This window comes from Halomicrobium mukohataei DSM 12286 (genome assembly GCF_000023965.1).
Lineage (GTDB): Archaea > Halobacteriota > Halobacteria > Halobacteriales > Haloarculaceae > Halomicrobium > Halomicrobium mukohataei.
The window spans coordinates 164,727-181,348 of sequence record NC_013202.1; the positions used below are offsets into that span (position 1 = coordinate 164,727).

Genomic DNA, 16,622 nt, shown 5'->3' on the forward strand with positions numbered 1-16,622 from the left:
CGGACAGAGACGAGACGCAAAACGGTGGCAGACGGGCGTCAGACGCCGCGGGAAGATTAAAATACCCCGGCGATAATGTGTATGACGAGTCGAATGAGTAAGATCACGTTTCGCGCCGACGACGACCTCATCGATCAGCTCGAGGAGTTCGACGCTTCCAAGAGCGAGGTCATGCGCGAAGCGCTCCGGGAGTATCTGGAAGCGCCAGACGAATCGCCGGGGGCCGTCGACGCGTCCAGCGGCGACGGCGGCGACGACAGCATCGACGATCTGATCGTCGACCGCGTGGACGCGATCATCGAGGAGCGCCTGAACGGCCGGCTCCAACCGCGGTCTCCCCAGGACGTGAACGTAAACATCACGCTAGAGGGTGAAAACGCCAGCCGAGAGGCGGTGTCGGACGATCAGTCGGCGGTGTCACACGACCGTCGGCGCGAGTCGTCACACGCCAGCACCGATCGTAAGACAGCCGGTCGTGAGGACGACGGCGCACCCACAGCCGGACGTAAGACGTGTGGCCAATGTGGCGAAAACGTCACGGGCGACCACGTTTACTGCCCGAACTGCGGTGAGAAGGCAGCCCACCGCGTGTTCTGTGACTGCGGCGACGAGCTCCGGTCGGACTGGGGTTTCTGCCCGAGTTGCGGGCGTCGAACCCCGGCAGCGGACGTGCTCGAAAACAGCTAAAGTTGCGAAAACAGGCAGTAGAATTACCTTACCGTCGTAAACACCAGTTTGTCATACACCCGCCACAACCTTTATTATACTACACTCTGTGGTATGTTCTGCGTAAGACGGTCGTCTTACACGGCGCGCCACGCGGTGGATGTCCCGCCGTCGTCCGGCGATTACGCGGTGTAAAACGTGCGGTCGGCGTGTAAACGCCCGCCGTCTTACCGGGGAACGAGATAACTATGGAGCGTGTGACACTACGGATTCCGAAGCAGCAGATCGAAGAGGTCGAACGAATGGTCGAAACCGGGGAGTACCCCAACCGCAGCGAGGCTATCAGGTCCGCTGTGCGCGAGATGCTCGCCGAGCAGGAGGGCGGGAAGGAACGACCATCCGAGAAACGCGAGCGTCGCACCTACGTGAGGGCCTAACGATGCAGGACATCGTCAAGGAAGCCCTCGAGCGCGACGAAGCGGAACAACAGCAACTGTCCGACGCAGACGTGGACGGCTTCGGTGACCCTCGGATCGTCATCGTCGGCTGTGGCGGAGCCGGTAACAACACGGTCAACCGTCTGTACAACATCGGCGTCGACGGTGCCGACACGGTGGCGATCAACACCGACAAGCAGCACCTCAAGATGATCGAAGCCGACACGAAGATCCTCGTCGGCAAGTCCCTGACCAACGGGCTCGGTGCCGGTGGCGACCCCTCGATGGGCGAGCGCGCTACCGAGATGGCACAGGGCACGATCAAGGAAGTACTGGGCGACGCCGACCTCGTGTTCGTGACCGCCGGCATGGGTGGCGGGACGGGGACCGGTGCGGCACCGGTCGTCTCGAAGATCGCCAAAGAACAGGGCGCGATCGTCGTCGGCATGGTGTCGACGCCGTTCAACGTCGAACGCGCCCGCACGGTCAAGGCCGAGGAGGGCCTCGAACGGCTTCGCAACGAGGCCGACTCGATCATCGTGCTGGACAACAACCGCCTGCTCGATTACGTCCCGAACCTCCCGATCGGCAAGGCGTTCTCGGTGATGGACCAGATCATCGCCGAGACGGTCAAGGGAATCAGCGAGACCATCACGCAGCCGTCGCTGATCAACCTCGACTACGCCGACATGACCTCGATCATGAACCAGGGCGGCGTCGCGGTCATGCTGGTCGGCGAGACCCAGGACAAGAACAAGACCGAAGAGGTCGTCAAAGACGCGATGAACCACCCGCTGCTGGACGTCGACTACCGCGGCGCGAGCGGCGGACTGGTTCACATCACTGGCGGCCCCGACCTCACGCTGAAGGAGGCCGAGGGGATCGCACAGAACATCACCGAACGGCTCGAAGCCAGCGCCAACGTCATCTGGGGCGCGCGTATCCAGGAGGAGTACAAGGGCAAGGTCCGCGTGATGGCGATCATGACCGGCGTCCAGTCGGCGCAGGTGCTCGGCCCGTCCACCCAGAAGCAGGCCGACAAGTCCCGCGAAGCGATCCAGGAAGTCGGTGACGACACCAGCTTCGACGCCAGCCAGAACGTCGAGGAGTTCGACGATCAGGGCGGCCAGAGCTACGGACACACCGACGGCGGCCGGGACACCAAAGAGAAGAACAACGGAATCGACGTCATCTGACCCGGCGACGCGGCACCCGGTTCGGACTGTCGACTCACTTTTTGGCCGCGATGACTCCCAGACACGGACGATCAAGCAGATGCCAGCGACGGCGACAGTCGAGCAACAGATATCAGTGAGTAGTAAATAGTACTTTTGTCCTGCAGGCCGTTCGTGACGTGTAGAACACCGGTCGTCCGCCGACCGCCGTCCCGAATCCTATGGTTACCGATACGACGCCGTCGATGACAGCGGTCGAAGCACCCTACGGGTTGCGACTCGCCGATCCGATCGAGGGGGCACAGTTTACGCTGCTTACCCAACGCCCAGTGACGCCGGCCTCGATCGACCCGTCGACGTTCGCGCCGCCCGTCGATACGGCCGCCGTGATTACGGCCACGACGCTAGAGACCCCCTATCAGGTCGACGCGCTCGTTCGTGACGACGAGCTCTCGATCGTCGCCGAATGTACCAGCAGCGAGCGGACCGCTGTCGGACCCGGCGAGTACTACGTCGAACTCTCCTCGGCCAAGATGAAGCTGTACCTCTACGTCGAGGGCGAGGTCGTGTTCGAGCCCGGGACCGATCAGGTGCGGCTCTCGTTTCCGGGTGCCAGCGAGCTCCGGGTCGGCGTTCGGTCGCTCCACGAGCAGCCGGCGGCGACGATCACGACGACCGACGACCTCGAAGCACTGGCGACCGCGCTGTCACAGCTGGGCTCGGCGCTGAAAACGACGAGCTGTGAGCGGTCGTTCCCGACACTCCGCGGACACCCGCCGCTAATCGAACGCGGCCCGGAGCTTTCGGTCCCGGCGGCGCTGTCCGCGCCGGAGACGGGCGTGACCATCGAAGTGCCGCCGCGACTGGACGCGCTCTTGCCGATCACGTCGCTGGCGTACTACCTCGGTGCGACCGTGGAAATCGGATCGCGTCCGATGCTCCACGCCGACGGCTGGTCGCACTCGCTCGACGGCGACGACGGCTTCGAGACGACCGTCGCGCGCGTGCTCAAGCAGGTGTTCCTGCTGGACTGCGTCACCCGGACAGAGGGGATGTACGACGTGCCGCTGTACGAACGGGACCGCGTCGAAGCGGCCGTCGATCTGGACTTCCCGGCGCTGTACGACCAGCCACTCGCAGAACAGGTCCGCCAGTACCTACAGGTTCCCTACGAGGCGGTCGCAGAGGCGGTCCCGACGTGGAAGCTGACCGCCGACGTCGTTCCGGAGTCCTCGGCACTCCCGGTGTTGCCCTTCCTCGCCGACGAGCTCGCGGTCGTTCGCTGTCCCGACGATCCCACGGCTACAGACGGCGCGAAGGCGGACCTCTCGCCGAAAGTAACCTCCTTCTTCGATACGTCGGACCGCGGCGGCGAAGCGTTCGTCAGATCGACGGCGACCCGAAGCGAGACCGCGACTCGGGGACTCGACCAGACGGTGTTCACGCCCGAACCAGCAGACAGCATCGAACAGACCTACGTCGGCGAGGGGATCCCGCTGGGCGCGAGCAAGATGAGCGTCGAGGAGTACGACCGCCGGCTGGAGTTCGACGCCAGTTCCCGCGAACGGACCCGCATTCTCGTCGTCTGCAACGACCCCCAGATGAGCGACGAAAACGTCGTCGGGGACATCTACGGCACGCGCGAGTGGATCGAGTTCGACATCACCACGCGCGAGCAGGTCACGACCGACGAACTCGCCGACCTCCTCGCCGCTGACGCCGACTTCTTCCACTACATCGGTCACGTCGATCCCGACGGCATCCGCTGTACCGACGGCCACCTCGACGCCGAAACGCTGACGGAAGTCGGCGTCAACGCGTTCCTGCTCAACGCCTGCCAGTCCTACAGCCAGGGCCGCGCGCTCATCGACGCCGGTGCGATCGGCGGCATCGTCACCCTGACCGACGTGCTGAACAAGACCGCGACGGAGATCGGCCGGACGGTCGCCCGGTTGCTCAATCAAGGGTTCTCGCTGCTGTCGATGCTCGGCCTGCTGAAAAAGCGAAACCGGCTGGCCCAGCGCTACATGGTCGTCGGCGACGGCAACGAGACGCTGGTCGAGAGCGAGTCAGGGACACCTATTTCTGCTAATATTACACAGGACACATCTGATGGTTGTAGAGTGAGTGTCAACGCGTATCCAACCAAATCTTACCCGATGGGTTCGCTAGTACGACCATATATAACTGGTGAACAGAAGTGCTATCTGAATTCAGGTGAACTAAACACGTTCAACGTCTCTGTAGAACGGCTCAACGACTTCCTCGAAATGCAGTTATTCCCAGTTATTTCAAACGACAATCTCTACTGGAGTGACGAATACTCCGTCTGAGAATCACGGGCCAGCGAATGTAGCGGCAGCTGCACCAGCAGCAGCGCCGGCCTGCGTCAGCAGTAGCAGCACGGCAAAGATCATGCCGATGAGTTTCGGGTGCGATGCGAGCGTGTCTTTGACAGATTGTGTCTGGCTCATAGCCACTTGTGTACAGGGGCCATGGTGAAATATATTTATCTAAAGAATAATAATAAATTATTAGTTCAATTATCTCCATCAAACTCAGGAACCGGTGCGGTCCGGCGAATTTGAGCGCCACCGGGACGTGTTGTATTGGAGATCTAAGACGAGTGAAGATATTTGTCGGTGTAGAGCCATCAGTACGGTAGTGAACGACAGAACCCACACCGTGATCGTAGTGAGGAGGGCGGTGCTGTGACCGAGAACTTCGATCTCGGACCGGCCGTCGCGGACGCGACGAACGTGTTGCTGGTCGCGCCGGGCGTCGGGGACACTGCAGACCGGCTGTGCTGTGATGTCCTGACGGCCGACGGGCTGCCGGAGCACGTCGTCGGGGTGACGATCAGTGACGGGCCAGAGGAGAAGGCCACGCGGTGGCGAGAGCTGCTCGGCCCGGCACCGTCGCTGTCGATGCTGGGGATCGACGGCGTGACCCGCTCGGCCGCGGTCCAGCAGGCACCGACGGCCGACGACACGACCATCGAGTATCTCGACAGCTCCGAGCCCATCCGGGAGCTCGGCGAGCGGATCGCGACGAAGATCCACCGCGAAACCGACACCGCGGTCTGTTTCGACTCGATCACCGACCTCCAGGAGTGTATGGGACGTGAAACCGCCTTCGAGTTCCTGCACGTGCTCGGCTCGCGCGTCAGAGCCGGCGGTGCGACCGGCTACTACTACATCGATCGGACGGTCCACGACGAAGAGACGATGACGCTGTACTCGACGCTGTTCGACGCCGCGATCGAGGTCGGCTCGGACACCGACGGAGGCAACTGATCGTGCAGCGCGTACGCGTGGCGTCTCCCGGTCCGGCGATGCGAGGGAGACGATGAGCAACGCGGCGTTCGATATCTCCGTGACCGACAACGTAGTCCTGGTCTGTATCGACGACGACGGCTGTCGCCAGCGGGTGACGGCGGTGCTGCGCGAGGAGTGGCCCGTCAGGACGGCGATCGACGCGGAGGCGGCCCTCGACAGCCTCGACGAGGCGGTGTCGGTCGTCGTCGTCGACGCCAGAGACGGTATCGAGCAGTCGATTCCACGCCCCCAGCGCGACGAGCGCCCGTTCGAGCTGGCGGCGCTGGTCGACGAGTCGGTCGACGGCACCGACAGAGCCGTCGAGTGTGTCACCAAACCGATCTCGCCGGAGACGCTTCGCGCGACGGTCGAGCGCCTCCAGCGCCGCGTCGAGTACGATCAGCTACTCGGGCGCTACTACGCGGTCGCCAGCGAGTACGCCGCCGCGGCCAGCGGTCACCAGCGAGAGCCAGAGGCGGTGTCGGAGCTGAAAGGGCGACTGTCGGCGATGCGGACGCGGCTGGACGAACTCGCCGACGGCCTCGACGACCACGACGCGTTCTCGGTCGCACTGGGCGCGCCAGACGAGACGGAACCGCCTGACGAGTGAGTCACGTGGCTCCGGTCTCGTCTGAGCCGTCGACACCGTTGGCGCTCTCGTCTGAGAGCACCTCGACCGAAGGAGTTCCCAGCGGGTCGTCGACGAATCTGAGCTTCCCGTTCGTCGTCCCGACGTAGACGATCTCCGTCGCGCAGTCGCCGTCGACATCTGCCGTCGTCAGTGGCGCTTTCATCGCACTCACGCCAGTGAGGCGTTCGGTCCCGCCACCGCTCGCTTTGCGGTTGATCAGGATTTCGTTGCTCCCGTCGACCAGGACCACTGCTGGCGTGCCGTCGCCGTCGGCGCGGGAGTCTGTTGGTCAGCCAGGCCGAACAGGAACGTCCCCGCCGCCGCGACCAGCAGGACGACGATCGCGACCACCGCTGAGACGCTCCGGTCGCCGATCCCAGAGAGTCGTGGGTCGCCAATCTCGTACAGGGTAGAGACTCGAACGGCAAAGAAGTCAGTGTTACCTCCGGTCCGGAGAGCGATCAGACCGCTTCCAGCGCGTCCAGCAGATTGCACTTGCGACAGCGATCCCGGCCCGTCGGAGCCCCACAGTTCTCGCACTCGCCGAAGTCGGCGTCGCGGTCGTCTTCGCTACGGTAGGCCTCGGCGGCCAGCGCGGCGAGTTTCTCGTAGCCGGCCATGATCGAGTGGCGCGTGCCGGGGTGGTTCTCTTCGAGGCCGAGCATGAGGTCCTGTATCTCGCCGCGATAGGCCTCCTCGGCGTGGGGACACTCGGTGATGTGGGCCGGCAGCTCCTCGAAGCGAGCGTACAGAGCGACCTCCTTTTCTGGGATGTCACGGAGTGGTTTGGCCCGCGGGATGTGCTGGTCGGTCTCGGGACGCTCTCGGTCGGCGGGTCCGTCGCCGTCGGCGTCGAACGGTCCCAGCGACGAGTCGAAGTGCTGGGCGATCTGGGTCACGTCGCCTTCGAGGACGTTCATCAGCGCGGTCTCGGCCTCGTCGTCGAGGTTGTGGCCCGTCAGCAGCTTGTCGGCGTCGAGTTCGTCGGCGTACTTCGAGAGGAGATCCCGACGAAAGACGCCACAGTACGCACAGGCGGCCATCCCCTCGGGATCGTCCTCGACGACCTCGTCCATGCGCACGTCGAACTCCTCGTCGTAGCTGACGACCTCGTGGCGGATGCCCAGGTCGTCGGTCAGCGTCACCGAGGCGTCGAGGCTCTCGTCGCGGTACCCCTCGATTCCCTCGTGGATCGACAGCGCGACGAGTTCGATCCGCGGGTCCTCGGCGAACACGTCCTGTAAGATCTGCGTGAGGACGACGCTGTCTTTGCCGCCCGAGAGCCCGATCACCCACGTCTCCGGGTCCTCCGGCGTGGCGTCGCGAGGCACCAGCCCGTCCTCGCGGATACGGCGACGGACGCGCTTCTCGACGGTCCGACAGAAGTGCTCTTCGCACATGTGCAGCCCCGAGTAGGCCGCGTGCATCACCGCCGGTGCGCCACACTTGTCACACTCCATCGGGTGTCCGTAGCGGACGTGGCAGGGTCAGGGTTTCGTTACGAGACGACCGCGTCCCGTCCCCGTTCGAGCGCCGACAGCAGCGTCGGGACGTGTTCGTCGCGAGACCGCGAGGAGAACAGTTCGTGGCCGCCGTCGTACAGCACCGTCCGGGCTGCGGGCATCCGCTGGCCGATCGCGCGCGTCGAGACCACGCGATCGGTCAGCGAGCAGAAGACGACCGCCTCGTCGTCGCTCTCGGGGAGCGTTCGGTGCGCCCGTTTCGTCGCCCGGAGGAAGGCCGGCGAGACGCGATCCGGACCGTCGGCCAACTGCTCGTCGGTCGCGTGCTCGCCGATGAGCGATCGATCGCTGACCCCGCTGGGGAGGAGCTTGGCGTTGCCGGGAATCGAGGCGAAGAGATCGACGATCGGCCCCTGACGCGACGGCGGGTCGCCCCACCACGGACTGAGATACGTCGTCGTCACCGCGTCGAGGTCGGCGTGGGCGACGGTGAGACCGCCGGCACTGTGGGCCAGTACGGCGGGATCGTCGAGGTCGGCGGCGTAGGACTCGACCGGTCGGACCCACTGCTCGGACACGTCGGTGACGTGTGGCGGCAGGGTCGCAGTGTGGACTTGCCAGCCGTCGGCGGCGATTCGATCGATCAGCCAGCGGACCGGTTCGTGTGCCGGGCGATTCCCCCAGCCCAGGACGAACAGACAGTCTGGGTCGGACGCCTCCCCGAAGGTGTGAAACTCCATGGACAGACGACGGCCGCCACGGTCAAAAAGCCGGCCGGAGCCCACGGCGAAGCCGTTGTCGGCCGTTTACCGGTCGCCGTCGGCGTGCCACTCGATCCACTGTCCGTGGGGGTGATATCGAGCCAGTCGGTCGGTCGTGAGTGTCCCTGCGACCGAGCGGTGCCAGCGGAGATCGAGTCCGTCGCCCGGATCGTCGAAGGCACCACTACCGGTGAGCCAGTGGAGTTGCCGCTCCCGGGCACGGGTGGCGATCAGGTCCCGGAGGTTCGCTCTGACCTCGTCGGGCAGCTGGTAGAGCACGAGCGTGCTGTAGACGACGACCGGCACGTCTGCCGGGATCGTGTCGAGGATTCTGGGGAGCTCGTCGATTGCGTCTCCCTCAATCAGCCGTGGTGGATCGCGCCGAGCGACCGCGACGGCATCGGAGAGGGCGGCGCGCCGCTGGTCGTGTTCGGGCCAAGTCAACGCCCCGAGCCACTCGACGTCGGCCTCGTCGGTCACGTCCATCGGATTCAGATCGACGCCGACGCGAGAGTGGACACCGGGGGGATCGACCGGCAACGGCGGAGTCCCCTCCTCGACGGTGGCTCGAATCGTCACCGGCGCGTCGGACCGTCCGACCCGGCGAACGTCCTCGTCGAGATCCCTGCCACGGAACGCGTAGCCGTAGCGGTCCAGCGCGAGGTTCAGCCCAGCACTCGGACCGATCTCGACGAGCGCGATCTGGCCCTCAGTCTGGGCTGTGACGTGTGCGATCGCCGGATAGAGGACCGCACAGCGGCCCACCTCGTTCGTCTGTGTCCGACGGTCAGTGAGAAGCGGACGCAGTGCCCCCGCGTACGTCCGGCAGAAATCCCGCAGCGCCGGTCCGAGATCCCCGTCGGGCGGGCGCGGATCGTCGGTCACGCTGGAGTAGTAATTGGCCAGTGGATGGTCGACGCCGCGCCGGACCACACAGTGGACGGCGGCGAGAAAGACGTTCGCGACGGCTCGGTCCGCGGGAACCGTCTCGGCGAGCGTGAGGAGTTCGGGTTCGTCGGCGACAATTCGACAGAGCCGTTCGTACAGCGGCGAAGTGTCGGCAGTCCACTCGGCCAGGTCGAGGAACGGCTCTCGAAGGTCCGTCATACGGGTCGTTCCAGTGGGCCGGACAAGACAGTTGCCGTCGGGTGGGAACGAGCACCACAGCCGTCACTCCTCGCGGACGCGTGGCAGCGTGATCGTGACGGTCGTGCCGTCGTCGACGGTGACCGCGATGGTGCCATCGAGCCACTCGACGACCCACTTGACGACCCACAGCCCGAGGCCCGAACCGTGGTCGGTCGGCGTCTCGACGAACGACTCGGTGAGGACTCGCCGCTCTACGTCGGGCAAACCGGGGCCGTCGTCGTCGACCGTAATCGAGACCCTCTCGGGCGTCGTGGTCACGTCGATCGACACCGTCGGCTCCGCACAGTCGTGGATGATCGCGTTGCGGATCAGTTCGTCGGCGACGACGCTGACGAGGTCCCCGTCGGGGACGAGGGCGGTCTCGGAGGACGACTCCGTCGCGACGGTCGCGTCGGGGTACTCGGCCCGGAGGTCTGCGACCGTCTCCTCGACCAGCGGTCCGATCGGTCTGGGCGGGGACTCCGAGCGGTCCGTCCGGAGCGACGTCTCGACGATCCGTGCGTGATCGGCGAGCTTCAACAGCGACTCGCCGCGGCGTTTGATGAGAGTCGCGTCCTCGATCAGGCGCTCCTCTTCGGCAGACTCCTCGATGCGAGCGGCCGTCCCGGAGACGACCGTCATGGCGTTGCGGAGGTTGTGTCTGAGCACGCGGTTGAGCACCGTCACCTCGACGCGGCGACGCGCCAGGGTCTCGCTGAGCTCGTTGAAGTGTTTGGCGACGTTGGTCCACTCGGTCGGCCCCGACAGGGAGACCGTCGTGCCGTACTCGCCGGCCACCAGCGCGTTCAGCCCGCCCTGGAGACGCTCGAAGTTGGCGACGTACTCCCGATAGAGCCACCACCCGAACACCGACAGCGACGCGAGGACGAGCCCCAGCGTCCCGAGGCCAAGCAGCGTGATCGACTGGAGCTCCGACCGAACGGCGCTCTCGGTCCGTGTCGTCGACACGGTCCAGTCGGTCCGGTCGACGGTCGCGTTGGCGACGGCGACCGCACCCTCGTCGCCCGGCTGTGGGCCCCGCTGGTACAGCGTCGTGCCGTTGGCCGCGACGAGGACGCCGCTCGCGGTGCTTTGCTCCTGGCGGATCGGCGCGAGGAAGTCACCCCGACGAACGTGAAACGCCGCGTTGAACGTCCCGACGATCGACCCATCGGAGTGGATCGGGGCACTGATCGTGACGATCCGGTTGCCACTCTCCGCGGAGACCGGTTCGCTGACGTACGTCTCGCCGGCCATCGCCCGCTGGAAGTACTCCCGGTTGCCAAACTGCTGGCCGACGAGGGCGCGCGACTGAGCAGGCGCAGTTCCCTCGGAGTACAGCGCCGTCATCGTCCCGTTGGCGGCGATGACTGACGCGCCGCTAAAGGAGGTCGACAGGACGAACGACCGGACCGACTCCGCCTGTTCCTGTGAGTGGTGGTCGGCCAGCGCCGGGGTTTCGGTCCACAGACCGACCGTCTGGCCCTTCTCGGTGAGGAGAACGTCGAGCTGGGAGGCCATCGTCTCGCTGACTCGTTCGAGGGCGGCCTCCTCCTGTGCGATCGTCGCATCGCGATACAGCGTGAAGCCGGCCAGCGAGAGCACCGAGAGCACCACCGTCAACACCAGGAACGCGACGAGGAAGCGTCGCCGAAGTCGCATTGTCGGCAGTTTCGCCACGGAACACATAAAGAGTGGGGCCACGACGGCAGACATATTTCCCTGTGACCGGTAGGGTCGGGCGATGAGCGAACTCGCGCGCGAGGCGGCGATCGATCGAGCCGTCGAGATCGTCGACGCCGTCGCCGAGCAGACCATGCCGGTACCGGTACGAGAGGTCTGGGTGTACGGCGACGTGGCACTCGGACTCGATCCGATCGATCGACTCGACGTGTATCTGACGAAGGACATCCTGCTGCGCGACGACGCAGACCGAGAGCCCGAGTTTCGCGAACGACTGGGCGTCGAGGGCGTCGGCAAGACCGTCCGGGCGGCGTGGGCCGACGAGTACCCCGAGTACGTCCGTGCGAACGCCTCGGGCCACGCCGCACCCGAGCAGTGCCTGGCCGCACACCTACTGGAGGCGTCCGAACCGATCCACCTCGAAGTGTGCAACGCCTCGTTCGAGGACAACGTCACCCAGCGCCTGAAGGGTGCCCGCGCACGCGGAAACTACAAACAGCTGCTCGATCCCCGCGGCGTCTGTCTGTGGGCCGAGGGCCAGCGCAGCGACTCGGCCGTCCGCAAGCTCCGAGAGAGCGAACTCGCATTTCCCACGCTGTCTGGCGCACTCGAAACGCTGGGTATGGACCCCGCGGAAGCCGACGAGGCCGCCGACGCCGTCCGAGAGTACCGGGAACGGCAGGACGGACGAACGGTGCGGGGCGACGTGGTCTGATACGGACACACGACCGAGAGATCCCAACAGCAGGTGGCGACAGCCACAGTCGGGCGGTGTTCAGATGAGAGAGAGTAGCGTCATTCAGGCACGGAAAGCCCTCGGCCCGCTAGCCCGATCTGTGGCGGATATTCTCTCTCCGGTCGAATAGTGCCGCCGCAGATCGGGCTACCGAGCCTCGCCCTTCCATCCGCCAGGATTCGGCTGCCTCACAGTCTGAACCCTGGCGGATGAAAGGGCGAGCGGCGTCCGCGGCGCTTGCGCCGCGGGCTCGGAAGAGCGTGCTCTTCCGGCGCTCGATCCCTCCCGGGCGACGGTGAGCCGAGCGGAGCGAAGCGAACGTCGGGAGAGCTTGCTCTCCCGGAACAAGCACGCGAACGTAGTGAGCGCGCGCAGCGAGCCCCGGAGCGGTCGAGCGACGCGAGGGCTTTCGGTGTCTGCAACTCAGCAAGCGCGGTCGCTTCTCTGAACACCACCCACAGTCGACGCCACAGCTATTTTGCGCCGGGCCGTGAACCGCCGACGATGAGTCAGTCCCTCCACCTCGCGATCCGAACCGTCCACGTCCTCGCGATGGCGCTGCTGGTCGGCGGCGCGGCCGGGCTCTGGGCCGCGGCCCGACGGCGCGTCGACGACCTCCACGTGCTGGCGAAACGCTACGAGTGGCTCTTCTGGGCCGCGCTGGGCGTGCTGGTCCTCACGGGCGTCGGCAATCTCGGTGCGCTCGGTGCGCCCGGCCCCGGCACTCGCTGGGGGCAGACGCTGCTCGCGAAGCTCGTGGTCGTCGCTCTGTTCGTCCTCGGCTCGGCCGTCCGAACGCTGGCCCTCACCCGGACCGACCGCTCGACGCCACTCGCCGCCTGGAGTCGGCGGGCGTACGGGCTGACGACGGTGACACTGCTCGCGCTCGTCGTCCTGGCGGAGGTGCTGGCCCATGGCTGAGACCGCGGCCGCGTCCCGGCGCACACGCGAGACGATCGGACGACCGACGACGACGCTCACCGCGTGGACGCTCGCGACCACGAACACGGTGGGATTCGTCCTCGCCGTGCTGGTCCCCGCCTACGCCAGCGGCGGGCTCTCGGACGTGTTACCCTCGCTGAACACGGCGGTCGGCGTCGCGGGGTTTCTCGCGCTCTGGCTGGTCGTCGGAGCGACGACCCACTGGCTGCTGGGCCACGTCGACCCGTCCAGTGACTCCCCGGTTCGGCTGACGCTGTGGGCCGGGAGCTGCGGGGCCCTCGCTGGCATCGTCTTCCTGGTCGGGATCGTCGTCGGTCTCGGTGTCCCGGCGGCAGTCGTCGGCTCGTTCGGACTGCAGACGGTCGTCCTGCTGGCGGCCACCGGGACGCCGGTCGCCGCCATCGTCGGGGCCGTCGTCGGCATCGCGGCGGGACTGCTGGACGTGGTCTTGCTCCGGATCGCCGACCGGGTCACTCCCCCGTCAGACCGACAGTGACGAAGAAGGGGACCGTCTCGGTCCGCTCGTACTCGCCGGCACCCATCTGATCGATCACGTCCCGACCCATCGACCGCCAGGCGTCCCGGAGCCGATCGAACTCGTCGTCGGGGACCGACGCGGCCAGCACGTCGGCCCGGTCTGCCAGCCCCGCGCCCGTCGCCTTTCGCTGTGCCGCGGTGAGTGCGGCCTCCGAGTACGGCGGCGTGACAGTGAGTCGCTGATCGTACCGCCGCGTCGAGACCACGTCCAGCCCGGCGTCGGGAAAGAGATCGGCCGCGCGCGCTCCGAGCGCCACGTCGGTGTCGACGCCGTCGAGGTAGAGCCGGCGCGCCCGTCGGGCCAGCGTCGGTTCGGCGTCGACCGTCGACTCGACGCTGACGGCGCTGTTGTCCGGTTCGATGACGGCGACGCGGTCGCTGGCGACTCTGGCGAACTCCGCGAGTGCCACCGCGGGCTCCGGGAGGTTGATCAGGAGTGCCTGACACACCACGATGTCGACGGCGTCGTCCGCGACTGGCAACCGCGTGGCGTCGCCACGAACGACCGGCTGGGGGACGGTCGACAGCAGCGTCTCGTCGGCGTCGACGCCGATCACGTCGCCGGGCGACTCCTCGCGGAGCACCGCGGTGAGTTCGCCGCTGCCACAGCCGACATCGAGCACTCGCTGAGCGGTGTCGAGTTCGAGATCGGCGAGTGCCTCGCGGGAGTCACCCCACATGCCCCGGCGCGTGCGTTCGAGGTAGTCGGCGTCGAATCTGCGCACGGCCGGGGTTGTCGTGCGACCGGCAAAAGGAGCCCGGTCACGCGCGTCGGAGCGACAGCCGTTCGGCGGCCACGTCCTCCAAAACGGCGTGGGGGCCACCGATCCACTGACGGCCGTCGTCCTCGACGAGGATGGAGTTCTCGATTGGCAGTGAGGAAGACGCGGGATACACCATCCGCTGGTGGACGTTCAGGACGCGACCGTCGACGGTGCGTTTGGCACCGGTCTCCGGATCTCGGCCCGTCGCACGGCATCGGATCGCCACCTCGTCCCGGAGGCACAGCGCGACGTTCGTCACGGCGTGTCGGATGCCGTCGTACGCCACGGGGAGTTCCGGCACTGCCCTGGCGTGGATCTCCGACGCGAACATCCAGAAGTTCGTGACGAAGTCCCGGTAGAGACCATGTGCGACCTCCTGAAAGTCGAACGTGGTGGCGACATCGTCAGAACCGTCGTCGGTGATCGAGGAGCCGTTGCCGATCAGTCCGCGTTCGTTGTCGACACAGCAGAACACGGGCGCGATGTCCTGTGACCTGCGTGCGACCGTCGACCGGCCAGCGAGCGACGGCAGTTCGTGTTTCGAGCGCTCGTCGTGTGGCGGGTCCCAGACCAACACGAGGACGAGCAATCCGCGATCGACGGCCGCCGAGAGCGTCGCATCGAGCTCCGGCAACACCGTGTGGGGCACCGAGAGAGCGACTTCCGACACCGCACTGTCGGCCAGCTCTCGAACCCGGTCGAGAATGGCGTCGCGCTCGAACACCTCGGTGTCGACAGTCATCACCGACAACTGGTACCAGATGCCGATAAAACCACCTATGACCGAGAGTGATAGAGCACACGTTTTTATCGCTTGGATCCGGCAGTTCCCGCATGGACGAGGGGACGACGGTGCTGTACGTGGGGGGGTACGGTAGCACCGAGCCACGAGACCACCTCGAAGCCGCGGGGTTCGAGGTCGAAAGCGTCGTCGGAGCAGCCGACGCGCGGGCCGCCGTCCGAGAGAATCGATCGATCGAGGTCTGTGTCACCAGATACGAGGTCCCGCGGGCCGACGGGATCGAGTTCCAGGGCGGGCTCGCGGTCGTCGACGCGGTCGAGGCCGAGCGGCCCTCGCTCCCGGTGATCCTCTTTACCCGGATGGCCAACCGAGACGTGGCACGCGAGGTCTCTGGACGGGACCTGTTCGACTACATACCGATCCAGTCGGGCGACGCACCCTACGATCGTCTGGTCCGGCGCACTCGAACGGCCGCGAGTCGGTACCGAACCGACCGGCGCGTCGAACAGCTGTCGCGGATCAACGAGATCGTCCGAGACGTGAACCGCGAACTCGTCCGGGCCGACGACCGCGCAGGCGTCGAGCGAGCGGTCTGTGAGGAACTCACACAGCGGGGTGCCTACGAGTTCGCCCGGTTCGAAGGCGGCGAGGAGACCACGGCCCACGGCGACGAGGCGGACGGCGAGACGGTCGACCCGGACGCCCTCGCGAACCACCTCGGGGCGAGCGGGCCGGGCGTCGTCGATCTGGACGAGCGCTGGCAGCCCTACACCGCGGGCATCGTCGTCCCGGTCGCCATAGACGGGGTCGAATACGGCCGGGTGTTGCTGTGTACGACTCGCCCGGACGCCCTCGACGAGACCGAGCAGGAAGTGCTCGGAGAGCTGGGCGAGACGATCGCCGACGCGCTCGACGCCATCGAGACCCAGCAACAGCTGGCCGTCCGCGAGCGGGAGCTCGCAGAGCAGAACCGCCGGCTCGAACGGTTCGCTTCGATCGCCAGCCACGACCTCCGGAACCCCCTCCAGGTCGCCGACGGCTACGTCCAGCAGCTCCGAGAGGAGTCCGACGACGAGCGCCTCGACGAGATCAGCCAGGCGCTGGGACGCATCGGCACCATCATCGACGACGTGCTCGCGCTGGCCCGGACTGGGGACGGTGCGATGACGAAGACGGCTGTCGATCTGACGGCGGCCGTCGAGCGGGCCTGGGAGACGGTCGATACCGGTGGCGCGACCCTGGAGTGTGCGGTGTCGGGGACGGTCCGGGCCGACGAGGACCGCCTCGCGCGGCTCTTCGAGAACCTGTTTCGCAACGCCATGGAGCACGGCTTCACGGCGTCGGCGACCCAGAATCGGCGAGACGGCGAAAGTAGCAGGGATCTGACCGTCCGCGTCGTCCCGACCGAGAACGGCTTCGCGGTCGAGGACGACGGCGTCGGCATCCCGCGAGAGAAGCGAGAGTCCGTCGTCGAGCTGGGCCACTCGGAGGGCGGCGGGACGGGGCTCGGGCTGGCGATCGTGGCCCGAATCGCCGAGGCACACGACTGGACGGTCACTGTCGAGGAGAGCGATGCCGGCGGTGCCCGGTTCGTCTTCGCCGTCGGCGAGCCGGTGTCCGGCGCGTAGGCGTCGGCCGAG

General features: G+C 66.4%; 19 protein-coding genes. 10 read left to right on the forward strand and 9 right to left on the reverse strand.

Features of this window, described 5'->3' with window-relative positions; translation table 11 throughout:
- Positions 1–93: 93 nt before the first annotated feature.
- The 4 genes from HMUK_RS00745 to HMUK_RS00760 all read left to right on the forward strand — a co-directional run bounded on the left by HMUK_RS00745 (position 94) and on the right by HMUK_RS00760 (position 4,611).
- The gene (locus tag HMUK_RS00745) at positions 94–687 is read left to right on the forward strand and encodes a double zinc ribbon domain-containing protein (protein WP_012807697.1); all 594 of its coding nucleotides are present in this window, start codon (positions 94–96) and stop codon (positions 685–687) included.
- 227 nt (positions 688–914) lie between these two features.
- Positions 915–1,103: a ribbon-helix-helix domain-containing protein gene (locus HMUK_RS00750; protein WP_012807698.1), complete on the forward strand. Its 189-nt coding sequence runs from the start codon at positions 915–917 to the stop codon at positions 1,101–1,103.
- A 2-nt stretch (positions 1,104–1,105) separates the two neighbouring features.
- Positions 1,106–2,299, forward strand: a complete 1,194-nt coding sequence (gene ftsZ / locus HMUK_RS00755) for a cell division protein FtsZ (RefSeq protein WP_012807699.1) — start codon at positions 1,106–1,108, stop codon at positions 2,297–2,299.
- A gap of 224 nt (positions 2,300–2,523) precedes the next feature.
- The gene (locus HMUK_RS00760) at positions 2,524–4,611 is read left to right on the forward strand and encodes a hypothetical protein (protein ID WP_049940860.1); all 2,088 of its coding nucleotides are present in this window, start codon (positions 2,524–2,526) and stop codon (positions 4,609–4,611) included.
- A gap of 3 nt (positions 4,612–4,614) precedes the next feature.
- On the opposite strand, the gene HMUK_RS17405 is transcribed toward HMUK_RS00760, so the two are convergent.
- Positions 4,615–4,752 carry a DUF7503 family protein gene (locus tag HMUK_RS17405; protein ID WP_012807701.1) on the reverse strand — a complete coding sequence of 46 codons (138 nt, stop codon included), beginning with the start codon at positions 4,750–4,752 and terminating at the stop codon, positions 4,615–4,617.
- Positions 4,753–4,989: 237 nt separating this feature from the next.
- On the opposite strand from HMUK_RS17405, the gene HMUK_RS00765 reads away from it, so the two are divergent.
- Positions 4,990–5,574, forward strand: coding sequence for a DUF7504 family protein (locus HMUK_RS00765; protein ID WP_012807702.1), 585 nt, complete (start codon positions 4,990–4,992; stop codon positions 5,572–5,574).
- Between the two features lie 52 nt (positions 5,575–5,626).
- The gene (locus tag HMUK_RS00770) at positions 5,627–6,205 is read left to right on the forward strand and encodes a HalX domain-containing protein (RefSeq protein WP_012807703.1); all 579 of its coding nucleotides are present in this window, start codon (positions 5,627–5,629) and stop codon (positions 6,203–6,205) included.
- 1 nt (position 6,206) lies between these two features.
- On the opposite strand, the gene HMUK_RS00775 is transcribed toward HMUK_RS00770, so the two are convergent.
- From HMUK_RS00775 to HMUK_RS00795, 6 genes are all read right to left on the reverse strand, one after another.
- Positions 6,207–6,476 (reverse strand): hypothetical protein, encoded by a 270-nt coding sequence (locus HMUK_RS00775; RefSeq protein WP_012807704.1) that lies wholly within the window; start codon positions 6,474–6,476, stop codon positions 6,207–6,209.
- The gene (locus HMUK_RS17410; RefSeq protein ID WP_126967047.1) at positions 6,443–6,577 is read right to left on the reverse strand and encodes a type IV pilin; all 135 of its coding nucleotides are present in this window, start codon (positions 6,575–6,577) and stop codon (positions 6,443–6,445) included. Before HMUK_RS17410 ends, HMUK_RS00775 begins: the two co-directional genes overlap by 34 nt.
- Positions 6,578–6,687: 110 nt before the next feature.
- Positions 6,688–7,686 (reverse strand): tRNA 2-thiolation protein NcsA, encoded by a 999-nt coding sequence (gene ncsA, locus HMUK_RS00780; RefSeq protein WP_012807705.1) that lies wholly within the window; start codon positions 7,684–7,686, stop codon positions 6,688–6,690.
- Positions 7,687–7,724: 38 nt separating this feature from the next.
- A complete protein-coding gene (locus tag HMUK_RS00785; protein ID WP_012807706.1) occupies positions 7,725–8,429 on the reverse strand; it encodes an alpha/beta fold hydrolase in 705 nt (234 codons plus the stop codon).
- Positions 8,430–8,495: 66 nt separating this feature from the next.
- Positions 8,496–9,557, reverse strand: a complete 1,062-nt coding sequence (locus tag HMUK_RS00790) for a DUF2332 domain-containing protein (RefSeq protein WP_012807707.1) — start codon at positions 9,555–9,557, stop codon at positions 8,496–8,498.
- A 63-nt stretch (positions 9,558–9,620) separates the two neighbouring features.
- Entirely contained in the window at positions 9,621–11,240 is a 1,620-nt protein-coding gene (locus HMUK_RS00795; protein ID WP_049940701.1) for a sensor histidine kinase, read from the reverse strand.
- A gap of 82 nt (positions 11,241–11,322) precedes the next feature.
- Here HMUK_RS00795 and HMUK_RS00800 point away from each other — a divergent pair, with 82 nt between their 5' ends.
- The 3 genes from HMUK_RS00800 (at position 11,323) to HMUK_RS00810 (ending at position 13,435) form a co-directional block, all read left to right on the forward strand.
- Positions 11,323–11,976 carry a DUF7095 family protein gene (locus HMUK_RS00800; RefSeq protein ID WP_012807709.1) on the forward strand — a complete coding sequence of 218 codons (654 nt, stop codon included), beginning with the start codon at positions 11,323–11,325 and terminating at the stop codon, positions 11,974–11,976.
- A gap of 525 nt (positions 11,977–12,501) precedes the next feature.
- A complete protein-coding gene (locus HMUK_RS00805) occupies positions 12,502–12,918 on the forward strand; it encodes a CopD family protein (RefSeq protein WP_012807710.1) in 417 nt (138 codons plus the stop codon).
- The gene (locus HMUK_RS00810) at positions 12,911–13,435 is read left to right on the forward strand and encodes a hypothetical protein (protein WP_012807711.1); all 525 of its coding nucleotides are present in this window, start codon (positions 12,911–12,913) and stop codon (positions 13,433–13,435) included. The genes HMUK_RS00805 and HMUK_RS00810 overlap by 8 nt, the downstream gene beginning before the upstream one ends.
- Here HMUK_RS00810 and HMUK_RS00815 read toward each other — a convergent pair.
- Both HMUK_RS00815 and HMUK_RS00820 read right to left on the reverse strand, forming a co-directional pair.
- Positions 13,410–14,201, reverse strand: coding sequence for a class I SAM-dependent methyltransferase (locus HMUK_RS00815; protein WP_012807712.1), 792 nt, complete (start codon positions 14,199–14,201; stop codon positions 13,410–13,412). The genes HMUK_RS00810 and HMUK_RS00815 overlap by 26 nt on opposite strands.
- 37 nt (positions 14,202–14,238) lie before the next feature.
- Complete coding sequence (locus HMUK_RS00820) at positions 14,239–14,982, reverse strand: TrmB family transcriptional regulator sugar-binding domain-containing protein (RefSeq protein ID WP_012807713.1); 744 nt, start codon at positions 14,980–14,982, stop codon at positions 14,239–14,241.
- Positions 14,983–15,074: 92 nt separating this feature from the next.
- Here HMUK_RS00820 and HMUK_RS00825 point away from each other — a divergent pair, with 92 nt between their 5' ends.
- On the forward strand, positions 15,075–16,610 hold the full coding sequence (locus HMUK_RS00825; RefSeq protein WP_012807714.1) for a sensor histidine kinase: 1,536 nt from the start codon (positions 15,075–15,077) through the stop codon (positions 16,608–16,610).
- Positions 16,611–16,622 lie beyond the last annotated feature (12 nt).